Annotated in this window: 20 protein-coding genes; 11 read left to right on the top strand and 9 right to left on the bottom strand. The window is 58.4% G+C overall.

The features are described 5' to 3' along the window. Positions 1-60: 60 nt before the first annotated feature. The 8 genes from CZ345_RS15045 to CZ345_RS15010 all read right to left on the bottom strand — a co-directional run bounded on the left by CZ345_RS15045 (position 61) and on the right by CZ345_RS15010 (position 7,867). Positions 61-492, bottom strand: coding sequence for an OsmC family protein (locus CZ345_RS15045; RefSeq protein WP_077072098.1), 432 nt, complete (start codon positions 490-492; stop codon positions 61-63). A 93-nt stretch (positions 493-585) separates the two neighbouring features. Next, on the bottom strand, positions 586-1,191 hold the full coding sequence (locus CZ345_RS15040) for a hypothetical protein (RefSeq protein WP_077073878.1): 606 nt from the start codon (positions 1,189-1,191) through the stop codon (positions 586-588). A 10-nt stretch (positions 1,192-1,201) separates the two neighbouring features. Continuing rightward, positions 1,202-1,390, bottom strand: a complete 189-nt coding sequence (locus CZ345_RS15035; protein WP_162274989.1) for a hypothetical protein — start codon at positions 1,388-1,390, stop codon at positions 1,202-1,204. Positions 1,391-1,483: 93 nt separating this feature from the next. Further along, positions 1,484-2,722, bottom strand: a complete 1,239-nt coding sequence (locus tag CZ345_RS15030) for an MFS transporter (RefSeq protein ID WP_077073876.1) — start codon at positions 2,720-2,722, stop codon at positions 1,484-1,486. Between the two features lie 10 nt (positions 2,723-2,732). Beyond that, positions 2,733-4,241 carry a tripartite tricarboxylate transporter permease gene (locus CZ345_RS15025; protein ID WP_077073875.1) on the bottom strand — a complete coding sequence of 503 codons (1,509 nt, stop codon included), beginning with the start codon at positions 4,239-4,241 and terminating at the stop codon, positions 2,733-2,735. Between the two features lie 24 nt (positions 4,242-4,265). Then, a complete protein-coding gene (locus CZ345_RS15020) occupies positions 4,266-4,715 on the bottom strand; it encodes a tripartite tricarboxylate transporter TctB family protein (RefSeq protein ID WP_077073874.1) in 450 nt (149 codons plus the stop codon). A 186-nt stretch (positions 4,716-4,901) separates the two neighbouring features. Beyond that, positions 4,902-5,843 carry a tripartite tricarboxylate transporter substrate binding protein gene (locus CZ345_RS15015; protein WP_162274988.1) on the bottom strand — a complete coding sequence of 314 codons (942 nt, stop codon included), beginning with the start codon at positions 5,841-5,843 and terminating at the stop codon, positions 4,902-4,904. A 59-nt stretch (positions 5,844-5,902) separates the two neighbouring features. After that, positions 5,903-7,867 (bottom strand): alkaline phosphatase family protein, encoded by a 1,965-nt coding sequence (locus tag CZ345_RS15010; RefSeq protein ID WP_077073872.1) that lies wholly within the window; start codon positions 7,865-7,867, stop codon positions 5,903-5,905. Between the two features lie 174 nt (positions 7,868-8,041). Here CZ345_RS15010 and CZ345_RS15005 point away from each other — a divergent pair, with 174 nt between their 5' ends. Then, on the top strand, positions 8,042-9,622 hold the full coding sequence (locus tag CZ345_RS15005) for a sigma-54 interaction domain-containing protein (RefSeq protein WP_077073871.1): 1,581 nt from the start codon (positions 8,042-8,044) through the stop codon (positions 9,620-9,622). A 144-nt stretch (positions 9,623-9,766) separates the two neighbouring features. On the opposite strand, the gene metK is transcribed toward CZ345_RS15005, so the two are convergent. After that, a complete protein-coding gene (metK, locus tag CZ345_RS15000) occupies positions 9,767-10,942 on the bottom strand; it encodes a methionine adenosyltransferase (RefSeq protein WP_077073870.1) in 1,176 nt (391 codons plus the stop codon). 262 nt (positions 10,943-11,204) lie between these two features. On the opposite strand from metK, the gene CZ345_RS14995 reads away from it, so the two are divergent. From CZ345_RS14995 to CZ345_RS14955, 10 genes are all read left to right on the top strand, one after another. Continuing rightward, complete coding sequence (locus CZ345_RS14995; protein ID WP_077073869.1) at positions 11,205-11,786, top strand: hypothetical protein; 582 nt, start codon at positions 11,205-11,207, stop codon at positions 11,784-11,786. Positions 11,787-11,938: 152 nt separating this feature from the next. Further along, complete coding sequence (murJ, locus tag CZ345_RS14990) at positions 11,939-13,519, top strand: murein biosynthesis integral membrane protein MurJ (RefSeq protein WP_077073868.1); 1,581 nt, start codon at positions 11,939-11,941, stop codon at positions 13,517-13,519. A 10-nt stretch (positions 13,520-13,529) separates the two neighbouring features. Beyond that, entirely contained in the window at positions 13,530-14,390 is an 861-nt protein-coding gene (ispH, locus tag CZ345_RS14985; RefSeq protein ID WP_077073867.1) for a 4-hydroxy-3-methylbut-2-enyl diphosphate reductase, read from the top strand. 151 nt (positions 14,391-14,541) lie between these two features. Beyond that, the gene (locus tag CZ345_RS14980) at positions 14,542-15,318 is read left to right on the top strand and encodes a response regulator (protein WP_077073866.1); all 777 of its coding nucleotides are present in this window, start codon (positions 14,542-14,544) and stop codon (positions 15,316-15,318) included. Positions 15,319-15,320: 2 nt separating this feature from the next. Further along, complete coding sequence (locus CZ345_RS14975) at positions 15,321-16,871, top strand: ATP-binding protein (protein WP_077073865.1); 1,551 nt, start codon at positions 15,321-15,323, stop codon at positions 16,869-16,871. A 12-nt stretch (positions 16,872-16,883) separates the two neighbouring features. Continuing rightward, the gene (locus CZ345_RS16930) at positions 16,884-17,039 is read left to right on the top strand and encodes a hypothetical protein (protein WP_154674818.1); all 156 of its coding nucleotides are present in this window, start codon (positions 16,884-16,886) and stop codon (positions 17,037-17,039) included. 692 nt (positions 17,040-17,731) lie between these two features. Further along, a complete protein-coding gene (locus tag CZ345_RS14970; protein ID WP_077073864.1) occupies positions 17,732-19,060 on the top strand; it encodes a trypsin-like peptidase domain-containing protein in 1,329 nt (442 codons plus the stop codon). A gap of 70 nt (positions 19,061-19,130) precedes the next feature. Then, a complete protein-coding gene (locus CZ345_RS14965; protein ID WP_077073863.1) occupies positions 19,131-19,718 on the top strand; it encodes a YajG family lipoprotein in 588 nt (195 codons plus the stop codon). A gap of 98 nt (positions 19,719-19,816) precedes the next feature. Beyond that, a complete protein-coding gene (locus tag CZ345_RS14960) occupies positions 19,817-20,149 on the top strand; it encodes a hypothetical protein (protein WP_077073862.1) in 333 nt (110 codons plus the stop codon). A 533-nt stretch (positions 20,150-20,682) separates the two neighbouring features. Continuing rightward, complete coding sequence (locus CZ345_RS14955) at positions 20,683-21,888, top strand: ammonium transporter (protein ID WP_077074136.1); 1,206 nt, start codon at positions 20,683-20,685, stop codon at positions 21,886-21,888. The last annotated feature ends 8 nt before the right edge of the window (positions 21,889-21,896 follow it).

Here is a 21,896-nt window from a genome sequence, read left to right as displayed (position 1 = left end):
GCCGCGTCCCGGGAGCGCCGCGGAGAAGCGGCCTTTCACGGGATGCGGGCAGGGGAAAAATCAGTCGTCGTCGCAGACGGGATTGAGCTTGTATTCCATTTCTATGCCGTCATGGAGGGAACCGGTGACGAGGCAGCCGTTCTTCATGACGCGGGCCACGCGGTCGAAGGTGTCGAGGTCCTCTTCATCGATGCCCACGTTGGCGGTAATGGTGATCTTCAGAACGCGGCTCTGGCCCTTTTCGTTGGCGTCCACATCCATGAGGGCGGTGAGGTCGAGACTGTTGTATTTGAGGCCTCTGGCTTCCATGGCGGCGTTGAGGGCCGCGGCGTAGCAGTACAGAGCCGCGGAACCGAGAAGCTGCTTGGCCGTGCCGCCGCGCTGATCGGCGGGCACGTTGGTGTTGTCGATGACGATGTTGCCGAGGGCTGCGCCACCGGTTTCAATGGTGTGGACATCCCCGTTTCTGTGATAGGCGACGGTAAGCTGCATGGCTTTTTCCTTGCTGGCGGGCGGAAGGGGTAGGAAAGCGCCCGGAGTATGCGGCGCGTGCTCCGGGCGCCGGAGAGAGAAGAGAAGGCTCTTTTAGGCGCAGTCGTGCTTGTCCCAGGGCTTGCGGTTGTCACGCTCGATTTTAAGCATGAGTGCGTCGTTGGTATCCTTGAGTTTGGCGATTTCTCTGGCCTTGAAGTTCAATCCCTTGATAACGGCGTAAGCCGGAGCGGCTTCCACCTGAGCGGGAAGCGGCAGGTCTCCGAGCCATGCCAGCGTGGGGGCGATGGAGGCGGCGGGAAGGGGGGAGGTGAGCACGATGTTGCGTTCAATACCGAGGCCGTAGAACAGAGCCATGGTGGGAGTGACAATGACGAGAATCATCTTCGTGGATGCAATAGCGAAGGCCTTGTCGAGTTCGGCGAGAAGCGCGGATTCATCATCGAGTCCTTCTACCACGGAAAGCTCGCTGCCTGCGGCGATGGGTTCCACTACATAACCCGCATTTTTGGCGGCGTCGATCATACTTTCACCGGCGACCGCACCGGCGAGTGCCTCCATTTTTACATCGTTCACCACGGAAAGGGGAACGAGAGCGCCCTTGCGACGCATTTTTACGAGAAGTTCGGCTTCGCTGTTTTTCAGAACATTGTCGGAAACCTGGGAGAAAAGAATGAAGACATTTTTACCGGTGGCCATGAGTGACTCCTTATCGTGTTTTTTCCTGAAAAAGACGGGTGATTTCTTTTCCCTCGGCATCGAAAAAAATCCATGATGTGCCGAGTTGCCCTTTCTCGCGGCGGACGCGCAGAAGAAGCGTCTGCTGCCAATAATAGGCATCGTCTTTTTCCGGTGTCTTGTGGATTCTGAGTTTGCCCATGAGGACAATGGGTTCCATAAATTCTACGCCAACTCCTGCGGCGCGGGCCAGAGCGCAGAGCGTATCCTGAGTAAAGTGATAGATTTCTTCGCCTGTCATGGAAGGTAGGGGTTACAGGGTGTCTTTCATGAACAGCGTAGCCACAAGGGCGACAACGCTGCCTGCGGTGAGAAGCATGAATGCATCGGCATAGGCAGGGAGCGGGGCAAGTCCTGCGTTCAGGTCTGCGGTGAGAATGCTGCCGAACATCCCCTGGAGGACGGCCGCCGCTATGGGGGCGCTGCAGTTGAGAAAACCACAGGCGGAGGCCAGAGCGGAAGCGGGAACGCTCTCCTTCATCATAGTGAAGCTGATGGGCCCCATGCAGTTGGTAACCAGAGTAAACAGTATGCCGATGACGGTGAGTTCCAGGAAGGAAAAGGTGGTTTCCCTGTGGATGCAGATCCAGCCGAGCAGCAGAGCCTGTCCGAGAGCTGAGACCAGCAGAAAGACTCTGCGGGAATGAAGGACGTTGTCGGAAAGCCAGGGAAAAAGCAGCATGAACGGCAGGGGGATGCAGGACATAAGCAGAATGCTGAGTCCTGTGTTTTCCCTGCTGAGTTCGTTTGCCTGCATGAGGTAACTGCCCCACCAGGTGGTGACGACAACGAACATATTGCCGATGATGAACATGAACCAGATGAAAATGAGCCAGAAGTTCTTCATCCGTACAACCTGACGAAGACCAGCTTTAAGTGTACGGATGTTTTCCTGTATGGAAACGGTGCCTGAGGCTGAGGTGATGTCTTTGTCGTCGAGCAGAAGCCAGAGGGTCGAACCGAGAATCAGGGTGAAGATACCCACCATGAGCAGGGCCGCTCGCCATCCAACCAGTTCCGTGAGCATCACAAGGGGGCTGGATGCCATCATGGTGCCTATGATGCCGCAGCCCGTGAGAATGCTGCAGTACATGGCGTAACGGTTGGCAGGAACGGAGGCGGCAAGCACCTTGTAGGAAGGTACGTTGCTGGCGAGCGTGAGACCGAGTATGAAGCGGCACGCTACGGCGGAGACAAGACCGTCACAGAAGGTGAACAGAATACAGAACACGCCTGCGAAAATCTGGTACAACGCCAGAGTTCTGCGGCCACCCAGCACATCCGCGAGGAGCCCGGAAGGAATCTGCGTGACGGCGTAGCCCAGCATGGTGGCGGAGCTGATGAGACTGAAGGAAGCGGCGTCGAGACTGAAGGCTTTCATCAGATCAGGAGCCAGAACGGAAGGATACACCCGCTGGAAGAAGCTTAGTGCGTATCCTGTACTGAGCAGCGCCAGGATTCCGGGCAGAGGCAGTTTCATGATGGCGGCCATGAGAACCTCCCTAGGCGTTTTTGGAGGTCTTCAGCTTCTTGACGGCGCTCCAGCTGTTCCAGCACACGAAGGCTATGGTGCAGAGATTGAAGAACAGCGCTATGGGACTTGTGAACATGATGCTCATGTCGCCGTTGAAGGTGAGAAGTGTCTGCTGCAGGGAGATTTCAAAGGACTTGCCAAGGACAAAGCCTATGATGAAGGTGACGATGGAAAAATGCACAGCTCTCATCATGTATCCCACGAAGCCGAAAACTGCCATCACATACACTGCGAAGGGGTCGCTTTCCATGGCGTATGCTCCCATGAGGCAGATGAACAGTATGACGGGGTAGAGAACTTCCTTGGGTATGTCCAGCACTTTCACAAATACGCGGATACTGATCAGGCCGAGGATAAGTGTGGCTATGTTGCCGAGTATCATACTGCCGTATACGCCGTACACCGTGCGGCCATGTTCCTCGAACATGAGGGGGCCGGGCGTGATGCCGTGGACGATGAATGCGCCGACCAGCAGCGATGCCGCGACGGAACCGGGAATACCCAGCGTGAACAGGGGAATGAGAGCAGCGCCGACCACAGCGTTGTTTGCCGTTTCAGGGGCACATACCCCCTTGATGTCGCCCTGGCGGAACTTATCTCCGGGTTTGGCGGATTTTTCAGCGACTCCGTAGGAAAGGAAACAGGCCACTGTGGAGCCGAGTCCCGGACACGCACCGATACCGGATCCGATCAATGCAGAACGGATGAGCGTGGGAATGAGGGAAATCATTTCCCGAAGGGAAAGATCATTTTTGGGATCCTTATAATCCACTGAAAGCATGTCCTCAAACTTGCATTCCTTGTCGTCGCAGGCGGTGCACTGTCGGACAATTTCCGCTACAGCCAGCAGGCCGACGCCGAGAGTGGCGATAGGCAGACCCGATTCAAGCTGATAGATGCCGAAGTCGAAACGGGGCAGGCCGGCCACGGGTTCCATACCTATGCAGGCAACAAGAATACCGAGAGCTGCGGAAATAACGCCGTTGAAGAAGTTGTCGGCTTCGAGAGCTGCAATAAGGGTCATGGCGAGAATGAGTACGGAGAGAAGTTCCGCCGGTCCCATTTTAAGGGCATACTTGGCCACTGCTCCCGCTACGAGAATGACGAGACAGGTGGAGAAAAAGTCGCCGAATACGGAGGATATGAGGGCGGTTTTCATGGCTTTGAGGCCTTTGCCCTGTTTTGCCAGCGGATAGCCGTCGAAACATGTTGCAGCAGCCTCTGGAGCACCCGGTGTGTTCAGTAGAATGGCGGAGATGGAACCTCCGAAACAGCCGCCTTTGTTGATACCTACAAGGAAACCTATGGCACCGATGGTGGGCATGAAATAGGTGAGGGGAATGACCATGGCGATGGCTATGGGGCCGGAGAGGCCTGGGATGCATCCCACCACGATGCCGATGGATACGCCGAGAATGACGTAGAGTACGTTGATCCAGTTCAAAGAATCGCTGAACCCGGAAAGAATGATGTCCATAAGAGACTCCTTGCTGGATGGATCCTACATGCCGGGAAGAAGGACGGAGAGTCCTTTCCACAATGCCGCCCAGATGACGAGAAGGGTGGCTGCCGCTACGATGATGAGGCGTATAGGATTGCGCTCGCCGCACAGCAGGCAAAGCGTCAGCATGATGATGGCACCGCCGATGAAGTAACCGCAGAGCGACATGAGGGGCATAGCTGCCGCGAGTATGGCGACGAAACCCAGAAGATGTGCGAACATCCGGGGAGACAGAGGCGCTTCCTGTCCTTTGCCGTATCCGGTAAGAAAGACTTTAATAAGATTTATGGATGCGGATATGATGATGATCCATGCGAGAATATTGGGCAGCATGGAGGCCGGCATACCGTATCCGGGCCATTCAGGAGTCTGTGTCGGGATGATCCATACCAGCAGGATTATCCCGAACAGAATGGAAAACAGAGACGAGAGAATATGGGTGCGGTACATATGCGTTCCGTCGGTTTTTAGGGGTTGAAGCAGGGGCGTGCGGCCTGCTTGACTGCAAACTCTTCCGAGCTTGCGAACCGTAAGCGCAGTATGTGGGGGGCACTCCTTCTTGTTGATGTCCGCAGGACGAGCAGGGAAGGCCTTTCGAAGGGAGTGCCCCGCTTGCAGATATGTCGGAGATGACGGCTATTCCCAGAAGATTTTACAGAATTCCAGCTGATCAGCGATGATACGGGCTGTCTCCGCCGCATTGTGATATGCAGGGAAGAAGTGCAGCTTGTTGTCGACTATTTCGGAAAATTCAGGAGAGGTGATGATTTCTTCCAGGTCTTTTTCCAGCTGAACCTGGATATCCTTGGGAAATCCCTTGGGGATAACAATGACGCGGTAGGCGTCCATGGGGAGCTGGGCCTTGAACAGCTCCAGAGTGGTGGGTACGTCGGGGAAGTGGGGGGTGCGCTTTGTTGTGGTCATAGTGAGTGTCCGCACCTTGCCCGCTCTGTCCTGCTCATAGTGCAGTCCGCCGGAGTAGGCTATGTCCGTATGGCCGCCGATGACGGCAGTGACACCGGCGGAAGGTGACTGCATGGGCACCATGGAGACTTTCGCCCCTACTTCTTCGGCCAGAATTTCAAAGACCTTGCGGTCCATGGCCGTCTGGAACTGATAGGTGAGAGGACGGGGCATGGTTTTGCTTGCTTCGAGGGCCTCGCGCAGATCCTTCCACGTTTTATCGGGAGAGACGATGTAGGAAGCGTCTCCTTGGAAGATGGTGCAGAGAAAGACGAAGTCGGATGCTTTGAAACGTGAGCCGGGATCAAGGGAGTTGAATGTGAACATGGTGTCCGCACCCATCCCTATGGTGTAGCCGTCGGCCTTGGAATTTTTGAGGGTCATGGCAAAGGCGCCGAGTCCTCCGCCGGAAACATTGGTAGGAACGAAGGGTTTGCCGTATTTTTCCGAAAGTTTCTGTGCGATGACGCGGCCTACCATGTCAATAGAGGTTCCGGCACCAGATCCAAGAAGAAATTTTACAGGTTTTTCAGGCCATGCGGCATGGGAGGGGACGACAAAGCTTATGGAAGCAAGAAGCGTGACGGCGGCCAGGCATACAAAACGTTTAAACATATATCCTCCACAGATGTCATGTTGCGGGGGAGTATTCCCCCGCAACATAAGGTATCAGATCAGGATTTGACGGTATAGGCGTCGGGGTTTTCCAGTGCCTGGTAAAGAACGGAGCCTTCACAGTCCTTGGGATAGGGAAGGCCGAGCATGTAGCAGATGGTAGGAGCGATGTCGGCCAGCTGCACGCTTCTTTCCATCTGGTAGCCCTTCTTGAATCCTGGACCGTAGAAGACGGAGAGCGTGTGCAGATCGCCGATTCCCCAGGTATCTGTGGCGAAAAAAGCACCGTGCTGAGAGCCGTATTCGGGCCACAGCGTATAGATGACGTCGCCGCACTGGTCGCCGCCCATTCCGATGAGACGGGCAGTCTGCTTGGTCATGCAGCATGCTACGGGGTGTTTGCCCGTGTTGGGATCCACATAGGCGTACAGGGCGTCGATGATCTCGCGCTGCACCTTGTAGTAGTCTTCGTCCTCTACGATGCCGCCGGGGTATTTGCTTTTCAGGTTGACATACACATAGCAGGTACGTTGCGGGAAAGCCTTGGACTGTTCAATGATGGGTTCGGCATTGGCCTTGAGCATGGCTTCGGCCTGGGCTTTGCCGAGGTTTTTGATGGTAAGCTTCACCGCTTCGTTGGGTTCCTTGCTTTCGTCGACGGCAAGCAGGCCTGCGTCAATGAGGGGGACGGTGGGGGCAAAGGGGGCGCCGTCGGCTTTGGACCCGTGGTCGGACACGAGAATGATGAGTGTTTCGCCGTCGTCTGCGCATTCCAGCAGCTTGCCGAGCATGGCATCGGTGGAGCGGTACAGGCGGCGATGGAAGTCCCATGCGTGTTCGTGTGCCTCCTGGGAGGAGCAGGTGGCGGGATCAAGTTCGGTCATCAGGTAATGGTACACGGAGTCGGTAGGATGCGTGTGGAAGAAGCACAGCGACCAGTCGTTGTTTTCCATGAGCTTGACGAGCGTTTCGCCCAGCCACTTATTGTGCATTTCAATGAGCTGGGAGAACATTTCATCGTCGTACCAGCCCATCATGCGCAGAAGAAATCCGGCCTTGGTGGTGGGAACGGCTTCAATGTCGCGCAGAGGCGCAGCGGCTTCAGGAGGGAAGCACCACAGGTCGCCGTCGGTATTCAGCATCTGGGTGATATAGAAGTCGAAGTCGGAGCCGTCGTCGGAAAGATTGAGTATCTTGCCGAGGAAAGCAACTTCCTTGACGGAACCGTCCTCCAGTTCGATGTTGGTAAAGACGCGTCCAGACCATTCGTCGAGCTTCAGTGTGAAGAAAGCGTCGTTCATGTCCCGGGAGGGGGAGAGCGTCACCGTGTCGTAGCCGTTGTTGCCGAGTTCGCGTACAAGCCAGTACCAGGTAGGCTTTTTGATGCGGAAGGGGCTTTTTTCAAAGGTGAGCTCAAAGGGGAATTCCAAGGGGTCGTCGCCCATGTCGTCCACGTTCTTCCAGTCTTGCGCAGGCTGGAGTTCTCCCTGAATGCCGCCGGGATGGAAGCGGGAGGAGCAGATGAGGTCGTCGCAGAAAAGCTGACCGCCGGAGTAGGGCGCCCCCAGCTTCGCGGCAGTTTCGTTGTCCTGAATAGTACCGCAGGAAAGGCCGGAACCACCGAGGATGATGGAGTGTTTAAAGCGTTTGTTCAATCCGTAGGAGGTGGGCCAGTTCACTACGATGGAGGTCTTTCCCGCGCGTTCGGCCGCTTCCCAGATGGTTTCGGCCTTGATGCGTTCACCGCTGAAGTTCATTTCCGTATTGGCGGCGTTAGGAGAGGTGCCGGGAATATGTCGCCAGTAGTCGGTAATCTGATGAGTCACGGGATAACAGCCGGTGGCTATGGTGGCCCAGTTCGGCGGCGTGATGGTAGGCATGGGGCAGAGGCTGTTCAGGCTCTTTGTGCCCGCGTCGAATACTTTTTTGAAATTGGGGCAGATGCCTTCTTCGATATGCTGTTCAACCAGCTTACGTACACAGCCGTCGATGCCGACAAGCAAAACTCTTTTGGCTCGCTTCATGGGATTCTCCTTGAGTGCCCGGAATGGGAAACATTGTACTATCTTCCTTTTAGCAATAAGCGTGCCAAAATAAAAAACGTTTATTAACAATATATTATAAGATCCATACTTGACCTTGAAGAGAAAAATGGCATTATTTGATCGTCAAATATGAAGAAAAGGTCAAATAATGCCATGAAGACGTATCTCGTTTCTCCCGATGCCGCACCTCACCCCCAGTGTGGAAAGGTCAAGAGGCTTCTGAGGGAAGCCGCGGCCCACGGTTCCTCGCAGGAGGTGTTTCTTGAGCGGCTTTTCTCAGCTCTGAGTCAAGTCCTGGAATTCAATCACGTTCTTTGGGTTGAACCCTCGAGCTATACCTCACGAATATATAAGGTATGGCCTCCCTACAAGAAAAACATTCTGCTTTACTGGCAACAAAGCAAGGAGGCCGATGCGGTTCTTCTTGCCTCATATCATGAGACGATGGTGCGTATCTGTGGAAAGGACGATTACGGGGCCGTTACCGTTTCCGTACTGAAAAAATACATGCGTGAAGCCAGTACGGACGAGTTTTCCCTGCTTTTCGTGCGAGCGGTGATTCAGAAGCGCTTCATCGGCGTGATAGGACTTGTGGCCTTCCGCAAGGATGCCTTCGGAGAAGGTGACGTGGCTACCTGCTTCGAGTTGTCCGAAAGTTTCCGCTATGTATGGAACAGAATGGCCCCTCCGAACTGTGAGGTCGAGATACCTCCTCATGATGCCGATTTTTTCAGTCTGAACTATCTGCCGGGTATGCAGAATATCATGCGGATGTTGAGCAGAGTAAGCCGGGAAGAGATTCCGATACTTCTTCTGGGGGAAACGGGTACCGGAAAGGAAGGAATCGCCAACATGATCTATCGTGGTTCGGGCCGCTATCGTCGTCCCTTCATTAAGATCAACTGTGGCGGCATACCTTTTTCTCTTATGGAGTCCAAGCTTTTCGGCTATCAGAAAGGGGCGTTCACCGGGGCGGACAAGGACACGCCCGGCTGCTTTGAACTGGCCGACACGGGCACGCTTCTCTTGGACGAGCTTGGCGAGCTGCCCATGGCAGCTCAGGCGCATCTTTTACGCGTGCTTCAGGAAAGAGTGATCGAGCGGGTGGGGAGCAGCATTGAAATTCCTGTGAATGTGCGCATCATCGCCGCAACCAACAGAAATCTGGTGGATTTCGTGCGCAGAAAGCGATTCCGGCAGGATTTATTGTACCGCCTGAGTATTTTTCCCATCTATATTCCCGCTCTGCGCGAACGACCGGAGGATATCCCTGTTCTTCTGAATTTTTTTATTCTTCAGCAGGCTCGTCGGGTAGGATTCGTGGCGGCTCCCAAACTTGCACCTTCGGAAATGCGCCGTCTCTGTGCTTACCCGTGGCCGGGAAATATCCGAGAGATGCAGAATGCCGTTACACGGGCCATGCTCATCTGGAATGGGACAAGGGAAAGCTCTTTTACCATTGAGGTCGGGCGTGATCTTTTCGCAGGTATGTTCAGTGCGCCTCCCGTCAGAGAAGAACCTGTCGTTCTTTCTGCAGAAACGGGGCAGGCGTGTAGTTCATTACGCATGGAAGATGTGGAAAAAGCTCATATTCGTCGGGTTCTTCATATGACGGGCGGCCGCATTACGGGCAGAGGCGGCGCGGCTGAGCTGCTTGATATGAATCCCAGCACGCTGAGGGCAAGAATGCGTAAGCTGGGTATTTCAAGAATGTCCGGCGTAGTGGAGGAATAGATCAGAAGGTATGTTCTGGAAGGAGAAAATGGTGAACCGTCCTATTTCTGCCGGGGAGAGCATTGAAGGAAAAATGGAAAAAGCCCCGTCCATGTTTTAAAGGCCGGGGCTTTTTTAGGCTTATTGCTCTGGTATCGTTCCAGATCAGATCTTCGCGGCGGTGAGCAGATCAGCCACGGCGTCGCGTTTTTCCCAGGTGAATTCGGGAAGTTCGCGGCCGAAGTGACCGTAGCAGGAGGTCTTGCTGTAGATGGGGCGCTTGAGGTCGAGGCGCTTGCAGATGAAGTAGGGGCGCAGGTCGAACACTTCGCGCACGATTTGCGTGAGGCGTTCATCGGGCAGCTTGCCGGTATCGAAGGTATGCACCAGCACGGAAACGGGTTCCGCCACGCCGATGCAGTAGGCGATCTGCACTTCGCAGCGGTCCGCAAGACCGGCGGCCACGATGTTCTTGGCCACATAGCGGGCCATGTACGCGCCGGAACGGTCCACCTTGGAGGGGTCTTTGCCGGAGAAGGCGCCGCCGCCGTGGTTGCCCATTCCGCCGTAGGTGTCCTGAATGATCTTGCGGCCGGTGAGACCGCAGTCGCCCATGGGACCGCCGATGACGAAACGGCCCGTGGTGTTGATGAAGATTTCGCAGTTCTTCTCGTCGAAGTATCCGGTGGGTTCCAGAATGGGACGGATGACTTCCTTCTTCACGGCTTCCACGATGTCGTCATGGCTGACCTTGGGGGAATGCTGCGTGGAAACGACCACGTTGTTGATGCGCACGGGCTTGCCGTCGATGTATTCGAAGGAAACCTGCGTCTTTCCGTCGGGACGGAAGAAGTCCACGATGCCGTTCTTGCGTACGCGGGAAAGCTGGAGCGAGAGCTGATGCGCCCAGTAGATGGGCGCGGGCATGAGGGTGTCGGTTTCGTTGGAGGCAAAGCCGAACATCATGCCCTGGTCGCCGGCGCCCTGGTCTTCGGGATTCTCGCGGATGACGCCCTGGGCGATGTCCGGGGACTGCTTGTCGATGGAGGAGAGCACGGCGCAGGTCTGAGCGTCGAAGCCCATGTCGGAACCGATGTAGCCGATTTCCCGGATGGTGCGGCGCACGATGGAGGGCAGGTCGGCGTATCCCTTGGTGGTGATTTCACCGGCCACGATGGCCATGCCGGTGGTCACCAGCGTTTCACAGGCCACATGGGAATCGGGGTCCTGGGCCAGCAGGGCATCGAGCACGGCATCGGAAATCTGGTCGGCCACCTTGTCGGGATGACCTTCAGTGACGGATTCGGAGGTGAAAAGGTATCTGCCTTTAGAGGGGATCATGGTCTCTCCTTGAAGTTACGCTCGGAGGCTGCGGCGGGGCTGGACGCCTTGAGCTGGAAGCGCCCAGGGAGGGCATATCTTTATATCAAGTTATGGTAATATGCCGTTTCGGGGGATACTATACACAGGGCTGTGCAGACTGTCCAGCGCCTTGACGGGATAACAGGGGAAGGCTATCCCTGAAAGAAAAGGAAAACAGAAGGATGGCGCCTGGCATGGGCCGTAGGGTCCTTTTGCTTCACTGCCTGCCCGGGAGTTTGCCATGCAGCCTTTCTATCAGGGGAAAATCGACAATTTCTGCGCCATGTACGCGGTGCTCAATGCGCTTCAGGTACTTTTCAACATCGGGCCGCTTCAGGCGCGCAGGATTTTCAACCGCACCCTTTCCGCGCAGGCCGCGGACGCCGAGAATTTCCGCAGGATACTTGAGCACAAGACCGACTATCTGACCCTGGTGGATGATATGCTCGACGACGTGCGCAGGAATGAGTTTCCCTCCCTTCAGGTACGGGCTCCCTTTACGGCGGACGCCACCAGCGAGGAGGTGTGGGAAACGCTGCGTTCCTGTGCGTGTCCGCCCATGCCCCTTGTTTCGGTATTCCGTTTCCTGCGCATTGCTCCGCCCTCGGAAAAACCCTATGTGGATCACTGGACGGTGGGCCATTACATGGACATGGAAGGGCTGCATTTTCTCGACTGCAGTCTGGAGGCGGGGGCTCTTTTCTGCCTTCCGTATGCGAAGCTCACCGATGCGTGGCGTCCGCTCAGTCGCGAGTATGTGGTCATTCCGCCGGAAAGCGTGCGCATTCTCTCCCATGCCCGGTCCTTCGGGCTTCCGCTGTAGGGCGGGCTCCCTTCCGGTATTCTGCCGGGAAGAGGCGAGTGTACGATGGCGGCAGGTTGTGGCATGATGGCCGCATGGGAAGGCATGGTTTTTGCCGGAACATGCCGGGCCGTTTCCGGCGTAAGTTCTTAAAAAAAGGTTGATGGGCAGATATGGCGCTTACCTCACGGCAGAAAATGGGCGCGGCCGCCCTTATCATGGCGTTCAGCGTTCTCGTCTCGCGTTTCATGGGGCTTTTCCGCGACAAGATCATTTCCTGGCAGTTCGGCGCCGGGGGAGAGGCCGACATTTACTTTGCGGCCTTCGTGGTTCCCGATTTTCTGAATTATCTTCTGGCGGGGGGCTATGTCTCCATCACGCTTATTCCGCTGCTCTCCCGGCGATTTGAAGAGGATGAAGCCGACGCCTGGCGTTTTTTCGGCACGGTGTTCTGCTGGGCCACGCTGTCCATAGGCGTTCTTTCCGTTCTGGCATGGGCGGCCGCCCCGTCCCTGGCTCCGCTGGTGGCCCCGGGCTTTGATGCCGCTCAGTGCGAAAGGCTGACGTCCTTTCTGCGCATCGTGCTGCCGGCGCAGGTCTTTTTCCTGCCCGGAGCCTGCCTTTCCGCCATCCTTTACATACGTCATCAGTTCGCGGTGCCCGCGCTCATGCCTCTTCTGTACAACGGCTTCATCCTGCTTTTCGGCGTGGGGCTTCCGTATCTCGGCCTTGTCCGGGGCATGGAAGGCTTCTGCTGGGGCGTGCTCGCAGGGGCGGCCGTGGGGGCGTTTTTTCTCCCCTTCATCACGGTACGCGCGGGCGGATTCCGCTTTCTGCCCGGCCTTGCGCATCCTCTCATGAAGAAGTTTCTGCTCATGGCCCTGCCGCTCATGATAGGTCAGTCCGTGGTGGTGCTGGATGAGCAGTTCGTGCGTATTTTCGGAAGCCTTGCCGGAGAAGGGGCCGTGAGTCTGCTCAACTACGCGCGGCGCATCATGATGGTACCCGTGGGCGTGGTGGCCCAGGCGGCGGGAGTGGCATCGTTTCCCTTCCTCGCCTCGCTTGCGGCGCGCGGGGACAGGGAAGCCTTTCGCGACACTCTCAGCCGTACCATGAGAAACAGCATGATCGTGGCCATTCCCGTGACGGTATGGATGATCACCGCGTCCGGCCCTGTGCTGGGATTCATTTTCGAGGGCGGCAGCTTTTCCACCTCCCATACCATGGGGGCGGCCCCTCTTCTGCAGATCATGATGCTGGCCGTGCCCTTCTGGCTGCTGCAGCAGGTGACGGGGCGGGCCTTCTATGCCCTGCAGGATACCCTCACCCCCGCCGTGGTGGGTACGCTGGCCACGCTTCTGGCTGTTCCCGGCTACCTTGTATTCATTCCTCTTCTGGGGGCGCGGGGCGTGGCGCTCGTGACCACGTTCTGCATTGCCGTGTATGCCCTGGTGCTGCTGGTGATTGCCGAAAGGCGCTTTGCCGGGGGCGTTTTTGCCGGAATCTGGGGCCTTGCATGGCGCAATGCGCTCATGTCCATGCCCGGCTGCGGCATCATGCTTGCCGTGATGCATGACGGTTTCCGCCTGCTTGCCTCGCAGCATCCGCTGCTTCAGCAGTTCCTTGTGCTGCTGGTGGGCGGACTGCTGTTCGTGGCGTCCTGGCTGGTGCTGGCCTGGTTCTTCCACCGCGACTATTTTTATGTGGTGGCTTCTCCCTTCCTGCGGCGCGCAAGGCGCGTGAAGCAAAGCTGACGGAGGATTCATGAACGTCGTACGCGCAAGTCATGCCGGTTTCTGCATGGGCGTCGCCCTTGCCCTGCACAAGCTCGACACCATAGTGGAGGCCCGGCCCGGAGAAAGGGTGGCGACGCTGGGGGAAATCATCCACAACCCTCAGGTGCTGGAGGATTATGCCCGCAAGGGAGTGCGCTGCCTGCGTTCCGTGGCGGAGGCCGAGGCCGACATGTCGGTGCTCATCCGCGCCCACGGCATTCCCCGTGATGTGGAGGCGGAACTCCGCAGGCGCTGTGCAAGGGTGGAGGACGCCACCTGCCCCCGGGTGAAGAACGCCCAGCTCGCCATTGCCGAAGCCACGGCTTCGGGAAGGGAGCTTCTGCTTTACGGAGAGGCGGAACATCCCGAGGTGAGGGGACTCATTTCCTACGCGGCGGGAAGAAGCCGTATCTTTTCCTCCCTTGCGGAGCTGGATGAGCTGCTGAAGGGAACGCCCCCGGAGGGAAAGGCCGTGGTGCTTGCGGCCCAGACCACTCAGGACAGGCTGATTTTCGACGAAATGCACCGCCGCCTTGTGGAACGCCTGGGTTCTTCCCTCGTGGTGCTCGACACCATCTGCGACGCCACGCGCGAACGCCAGGAGGAAGCCGGAGAGGTTGCCGCGCGCGTGCAGGCCATGGTGGTGGCGGGAGGCAAGTCCAGCGGCAATACGCGCCGTCTTGCGGAACTTGCCAGAATGCGCGGCGTGCCCACGGTGCTTGTGGAAACGGCTGCGGAACTGAATGCGGCGGATTTTTCCGGCGTGCGTACCGTGGGACTGACCGCCGGGGCCTCCACCCCCCGCTACATCATCGACGAGGTGGAGGAAAGGCTGCGCAGCATGGAGTGACCGGGAAAAAACGGATTTTCTGCCGTGCGTGTTCCGGGAAGGCCGGGGCAAGGAGAAGCAAGTTTCCTGCAACATATTGTAACAGGAAAAAAGGTGCGTTCGGGCCCGCTCCCGGCTATAGTCGATTCAGACTCTCCCGGAGGTTATTGCCATGCCCGATACCGAACTTTCCCAGACTTCTTCTCTGTCTCTGCTGGTTGTCGACGACGATCAGGATATACGCGACCTTATGGCCGACTATCTGCGCCAGCACGGTTTTCTGGTGCGTGTGGCCGACGGCGGCAAGGCCATGTTCGAGAGCCTAGAGCAGGAGAAGCCCGATCTTGTCGTTCTCGACATCATGATGCCCGGAGAAGACGGGCTTTCCCTGTGCCGCAGGCTGCGCGCCACGGAGGGGCTTTCCTCCGTTCCCGTGATATTCCTTACCGCTCTCGGCGATACCGCCGACCGCGTGGTGGGGCTGGAGCTCGGCGCCGACGACTATGTGGTCAAGCCTTTCCAGCCGCGTGAGCTTCTGGCACGCATACGCGCCGTGCTGCGTCGTTCCGGCAGGGTGGCCGATGTTTCGGCCGAAGCCGGTCGCGCGGAAAAAGCCTATCACTTCAGCGGCTGGACGCTGGATGTCTCGGCCCGGCATCTCATTGCGCCCGGCGGGATGGTGGTGAACCTGAGCGGTGCGGAATACCGGCTGCTCACCATTTTTCTGGAACATCCGCAGAAGGTGCTCAGCCGCGATTTCATTCAGGATGAACTTCAGGGGCAGGAAACCGACCGCAGCCCCTTCGACCGCAGTCTCGACGTACAGGTCTGCCGTCTGCGCGCCCGCCTGCGCGATACCGGCGACGGAGACAAGGGGCGCGAGAACAAGCTCATCAAAACCGTGCGCGGTGACGGCTATGTGTTCACCAGCGCCATTACGGTGGAATGACCATGGCTGCGGGAAGCAGGAGCATCTCGTCGCAGGGCAGGGGGGCGCTTGCCCGCCTGCGCCGCTTTTTTTCGCGTTTGTCGCCCGATTCTCTGTTCGCGCGGCTCATTCTCATTTTTTCCGGCGGCTTCTTCGCCATGCTGCTGCTCACCACCATCTACGCAGGGGAATCCCGTCATTTCTACTTCATGCGCGGACTCATGGCCGACAGGGCGCGCCGCATGGCGGAGGTGGCGGCGCTTCTGGATTCCACGTCGGCGGAAATCCGCTTCGTGCTGCGCGAGCAGTTCAACAGCCGGGGCTTTTTCGTAAGCTTCACCTCTTCCTGTCCGGTGCTTACCGTGAAGGACGAGGACCTGCGCGAGGCTTCCGTGCTCATGGAATACATGCTGAACCTTTCTCTTGCCCGACTGTACGGCGACGGTATGCAGCAGCATCACGGCCGCAAGCACGGGGACAAGATGCGCGGCGACGAGGTGCCGCGCCGCGCGCTGCTTGCCGTGAGCGAACTCAATCTGCCGAGTCCCATGGAGTCCTTCGGGCAGTCGGTCTGCCAGTATTTTTCCAAGGCCAAGAGAAATCCCGGGCCTTCCGTCTATCAGGCCACGGCCGTGGTTCCTCTGCATGACGGCACATGGGTGGTCATTGAGGATTCCGCTCCCGGATATCCTCCCATGCCGTACTTTCCTTTTACGAGCATCATCGCCATTGAAATGTTTTTCGTGGCCATCAGCCTGCTGGCCTTCTATCTGTGCGTGAAGCCCCTGCGGCGGCTGGCCCGCGCCGCCGACCGCTTCGGACGCGATATCAGAACTCCGGCTCTGCCGGAAACGGGTCCCAGCGAAGTGCGGGAGGCTGCGCAGGCCTTCAACCGTATGCAGACGAGCATCCGCGAGTTTCTGGATGAGCGCGAACGTACGCTTGCGGCAGTATCGCACGATCTGCGCACCCCGCTTACCCGTATGCGCCTGCGTGTGGAACAGCTCGACGAAAGCCAGCGGGCCCCTCTGCAGAAGGATATAGGCGAACTTCAGCAGATCATGGATACCACCATCGACATCGCACGCAGCAAGAGTGAAAACGTGGCCATGGTGGACGTGATGTCGCTCATCGAGAGCCTTGTGGAAGACAGGCAGGACATGGGCATGGACATTCAGCTGGAAACGCGGCTTCAGGACCCCGAGGCGATGTTCTCCATCCGGCCGCTTGCGGCAAGACCGCTCAGCATGAAGCGCTGCCTTGCCAACCTTATGGATAACGCCCTGCGCTATGGGGGGCATGTGGTTGTGGACGTGGTGGATGGGGACGACATGCTCTCCGTCATCATTTCCGACAGCGGACCCGGCATAGCGGAGGCGGAACTGAAAAAGGTGTTTGAACCCTTCTACAGGGTGGAGCGTTCACGCAACCGCAGTACCGGCGGTACGGGACTCGGACTTTCCATAGCCCGGAGCATGGCCCGTATGCACGGCGGCGACGTGACGCTGGAAAACCGCCCTGAAGGAGGACTGCGCGCCACGGCCACCTTCCGGCGGACGAAGGACGCGAAATAAAAAGGAGATCCCATGTATCGTTTTTGTCTGATCGCCGTGTTGTGTACGGCCTTCGCTCTGGCGGGCTGCGGATGGCATCATCCCCATGGTCATCACGGAGGCCCCGGCTACAACGCCCCTTCGACCATGCCCCCGCCTCCCGCACACCCCGGACCGAGGTGGCGCTAGATTCCTGACGTCCGAGAGGCGCCGCCCCTCCGCAGAAGGGCTCTTCCGCAGAGGCGGCGCACGGGACGGACCTTGCGGAAAGGAAACGTACCTGTTGCGGAAAGGTGCGGCATGTGCCCGCCGAAGGGGGGGGGCCGAAGCAAGGTTCAGGGGAAAGTTTTTTGAGCGACGTTTATGCAGACCTTCTTTTCGTTGCGGCCTGCGCGCATCGGAAAATCTGACGTTCAGGAGGTTTTCATGAGAGTGTTCCCCGTCGTATTGAGCTGTCTGCTGCTGGTCGGCTGCGTTCCGCAGCCGTATGACGACCATCGGCCGCCTCCGCCGCGACCCGTCGTCCATCATGCGCCGCCTCCCCCTGTACATCGTCCGTCCGGACCGGAGGCAAGACCGCCTGCCCCCCGTCCGAAACCTGCCGTACAGCGCCCGGCTCCGCGTCCCGACGCCACGTTCGTACACCGGCCCTCCTCTCCGCCGAAGAGGCCCGAAGCTCCCCGGCCTGCGGCAAGACCGCGGCCGGATTCCCGCCCGGACGGCGCGTTCGTGCATCGGCGCTGAGGTATTCCGGTCTGATGTTTTCGTCCGCATGAAAAAGGAGAGGCAGAGGCTCAGGGCTTTTGTTTCTCCGTTCATGGCGGGATGGACAGTGCCCCTTCGTTCCTGTGAGCGGAGGGGCGTTCAACCATGGTGAATCTATGAAATTCCGTATTCTTTTCCTTGTCTGCGCGCTTCTTCTTCCCCTTTCCACCGAAGCCGCGACGGCACCCCGCGCCCTGACGGCGAGACAGCAGGCCAGAGTCACGCCTGCGGTCAGGGCCGTGGAGGCCGTGGCCCCCGCCGTCGTGAACATCACAAGCACGCTGGTGGAGCGGCGTTCCTCCCGCGAGCTGACGCCGTTCGACCTCTTTTTCGACATGCCCGGCCGTGATCTCCGCGGAGAGGCCATCGGCTCCGGCATCATCATCGACGGCCGTCGTTCTCTGGTCCTTACCAATGCGCATGTGGTGAACGGCGCTTCCGATATTTCCGTACGCCTTCTCGACGGGCGTTCCTTCTCCGCCGACGTGGTGGGTGCGGAACCGGATTTCGACATCGCCGTGCTCCGGCTCAAGGGCGCAAAGAATCTTCCCTCCGTCGCCATGGGCGATTCCACCGATCTCATGCCCGGGGAAAGCGTCATCGCCATCGGTAATCCCTACGGTTTTTCCCACACCGTGACCACGGGCGTCATTTCCGCGCTGGATCGTACCATAGAAGCCGAGGACGGCGTGTTCACCGACCTTATTCAGACGGATGCCGCCATCAATCCCGGCAACAGCGGGGGGCCGCTTCTCAATATTCTGGGCGAGCTTGTGGGCGTGAACACCGCCATTTACGACAAGGCGCAGGGCATAGGGTTCGCCATTCCCATCAGCAAGGCGCGTCGCGTGGTGGATGAGATTCTCGATCAGGGGCATGTCAGCACGCCGTGGCTTGCGCTCATCGGGCAGAACGTGGACCCGCGCACGGCGCGTTATCTGCGTCTGCCGGAGGCGGAAGGACTGCTGGTGACGGAGGTGTTCAAGGACGGCCCGGCGGAAAAGGCGGGCATACGGCCCGGCGATGTCATTCTGGAGCTGGGCGGCAACCGCGTTTCCGACCGCGACAAGTATCTTTCCCTCCTGCGCAACCATCAGCCCCATGCTCCGGTGACGCTGAAGATATGGCGCGACGGCAGGGAAAAGACCTTCAGCCTGAAGACGGCGGATTTCGACGACGGTACGGCCGAAAAACTGGCCCTGCGCCGCTGGGGCATGAAGGTGAAGGACGGCCGGAACGGCGTCGTGGTCACCGGCGTGCAGGAGCAGTCCCCGGCAGGGCGGCTCGGGCTGCAGAAGGGCGATGTCATTCCGGCGGTTTCCGGGCGGCCTACCCATACGCGCAGGGACTTTCTCGATTCGTTCCGCAGGGATTTTCTCAAGCGGCAGGTACTGCTTCAGGTGCTGCGGGGAAATCGTCTGTATCAGGTACGGATGGGGCTGTAGGGCGCGACGGCGCGTTGCGTCTTGCCCGCAAACGCGTTAGAATAGTCCATCCCTTTTTCAGGAGTAAGGTATGAACCATTTCCGTCGTCTTTCCCTGGCCTTCTGCGCGGTGCTGCTTTTCGCCGCGACGGTCCTTACCGGCTGCATGGCCCAGAACAATGTCCGCCTGCTGTACAATACCAGCGGCTCTTCCGTCCTGCCCGTATCCACGGCTCCGCGCGTGACCGTGGTGGTGTTTGAGGATCAGCGCGGCCGCATCGACATCGGCACCCGCAAGGACGGCAGTCCCTTCCAGCCCGGCTCCAGCGTGGCCGAATGGGTAAGTCAGTCTCTGGCCGACGAACTGGCCCGTCAGGGCGCGCAGGTTTCCGTGGCCTCTTCCATGGCCCAGGCTCAGGCCGGGCAGCCCGACTACATCGTGGGCGGCGTGGTGGAACGCGTGTGGCTTACGGAAAAGAGCCTCAGCACCTATAATGCCGTCATCCGCATCCAGACCCGTCTCTACAGTCAGAAGCAGGCTGCGGTGACCAAGAGCTTCGCCTCCCAGCAGGAAAAGACCGGTATTCCCGGTTCCGCTCTGCCCGAGGAAACGCTTTCCGGTACGCTGGCCGATGTGCTCGGCAATGCCGCCATGTCCATCATGGGGGCCATGCGCTAGTCTTTTTTTCTTTTCCTTACGCCGCGCGGAGCCGATCCGCGCGGCGTTTTTTTATCCGTTCCTCTTCCGTCGAGGCGGAGAGGAGCAGGGGAGACCTTATGAGACCGGTGATCGTCAAGGCCTACGGGGCGCTGAGTCCGGCCACGGAAGAAACCCTGAATGCCGTGCGGGCCGTGCTGGACGACTGGTATATTCCCGAGGCCGTGGAGCTTTCGGGCGATCTTCTGCGCATCAGCTACGAAGGGGATGTTTTCCCCGATGCGGAAGTGGTGGAAGCCGTCAGGCCCTTCCTCTGCGATGAGAGCGAAGGCAAGCTTGATATCCTTGATCTTGAGGCGTGGACGCTGCACCGCTACTTTTTTGCGTACGGCCGTCTGCGCGATCATACCGCCACGCTGGACAAGGCTCTGGAAGCCTGTTCCATGCACTGAGTCTGTCCAGAACAATATCGGCAGGCATGGGGATTCTGGCGGAGGTAGGCTTTTCGGAAAAGGAGCGTCCTGTCCGGGAAACGGCGTTTCAGCCTGCCGGGAAAACTATTTTCCGGGAATACTGATATCCGCGAGGGGAAAGCGTGCCTCGCAACACACGAAAGGGCCGGAGCCGGGAGCTTCGGCCCTTTCGTGTCGGGTGAGTCCTTCCCGGCCTGAGAAAGAGCCATGTACGGAGAAGCGTATTTTCCGGCGTCGGAAAAGAATATGGGCTGATGCGGAATGGGATCGTCTGCGGTGAATGAATAATACGAAAGTGTATCGCCCTGTTGGAGCGTGTGAAGCCGTTTTGGGAGAAATCGGAGCCCTTCCGGGAAAGATGAGGGAACAAGCGGTACGGAAATGTTCCGTGGAAAAGAAACGCTGTATATAAAATAAATAATATATTTCAGTATATTGAATCTCTTCTTCATGGTGGCACGGAATATGCAGAAGAAAGGACATCTGCGTTCACAGTGAAGGAGGATACGATGATGAATGCGGCCGATACGGGTTTTGTCCTGGTCAGCGCCATGCTTGTCATGCTCATGGTTCCGGCTCTGGCTTTGTTTTACGGGGGGCTTGTGGCCTCGCGCAATGTGCTTTCCACCACCATGCACAGTTTCGTGCTTCTCGGCGTGGGGGCGCTGCTCTGGCCTCTTGTGGGCTATACGCTGGCCTTCGGACCTGACGTGCACGGTCTTATAGGCGGTTTTGAGCATCTTTTTCTGAGGGGCGTGGGCATGGATCCTTCGGAAGGCAGCAGCATTCCTGCGCTGGCGTTCATGGCGTTTCAGTGCATGTTCGCCGCGCTGACGCCTGCTCTCATTTCAGGCGCGTACGCCGAACGCATCCATTTTCAGGCCATGCTGCTTTTTTCCACGCTGTGGCTGATTGTGGTTTACTGCCCCATGGCGCACTGGGTGTGGGGCGGGGGCTGGCTCATGAAGATGGGCGCGCTTGATTTTGCAGGCGGCGCCGTGGTGCACATGAGCTCCGGTTCCGCCGCCCTTGCCGCAGCCGTCGTTCTCGGGCGGCGTACCACCATGGGTCGCCGGGCCGGACTGCCCCACAATATTCCCATGACGGTGCTCGGCGCGGGGCTTCTGTGGTTCGGCTGGTTCGGCTTCAACGCGGGCAGCGCTCTTGCGGCGAACGGCCTTGCCGCCAACGCTCTGGTCACCACGCATCTTTCCGCAGGCTGCGCCATTCTCGGCTGGCTTGCGGTGGAACGCCTGCATACGGGGCATTTCACCGTTCTGGGCGCGGCGTCCGGCGCCGTGGCGGGCCTTGTGGTCATCACTCCTGCTGCCGGTTTCGTCGAACCCTGGGCGGCCGTAGTCATGGGACTTCTCGGCGGCGCGGTATGCTACGGCGGCATTTTTCTGAAGAGCGTGTTCCACTATGACGATGCGCTGGACGTGGTGGGGATACACGGCATAGGCGGTGTGCTGGGGGCGCTTCTTACGGGCGTATTTGCCAGTGCCTCCGTCAACGGGGTGGACGGACTTCTGTACGGCAATGTCCATCAGTTCTTCGTGCAGGCTGTGTCCGTGATAGCCACGACAGGGTTCTGCTTCCCCGTGAGCTTCCTGCTTCTCAAGCTCACCGACAGGATCGTGGGCCTGCGCGTTCCTCTGGAAAAGGAAGTGACGGGTCTCGATATTTCGGAACACTCCGAATCCGGCTACCAGTTCTAGTCAGCCCG

The organism is Mailhella massiliensis, assembly GCF_900155525.1.
GTDB lineage: Bacteria > Desulfobacterota > Desulfovibrionia > Desulfovibrionales > Desulfovibrionaceae > Mailhella > Mailhella massiliensis.
The sequence above is the reverse complement of the archived record's forward strand: the minus strand, read 5'-3'. Positions and strand labels throughout refer to the sequence as shown.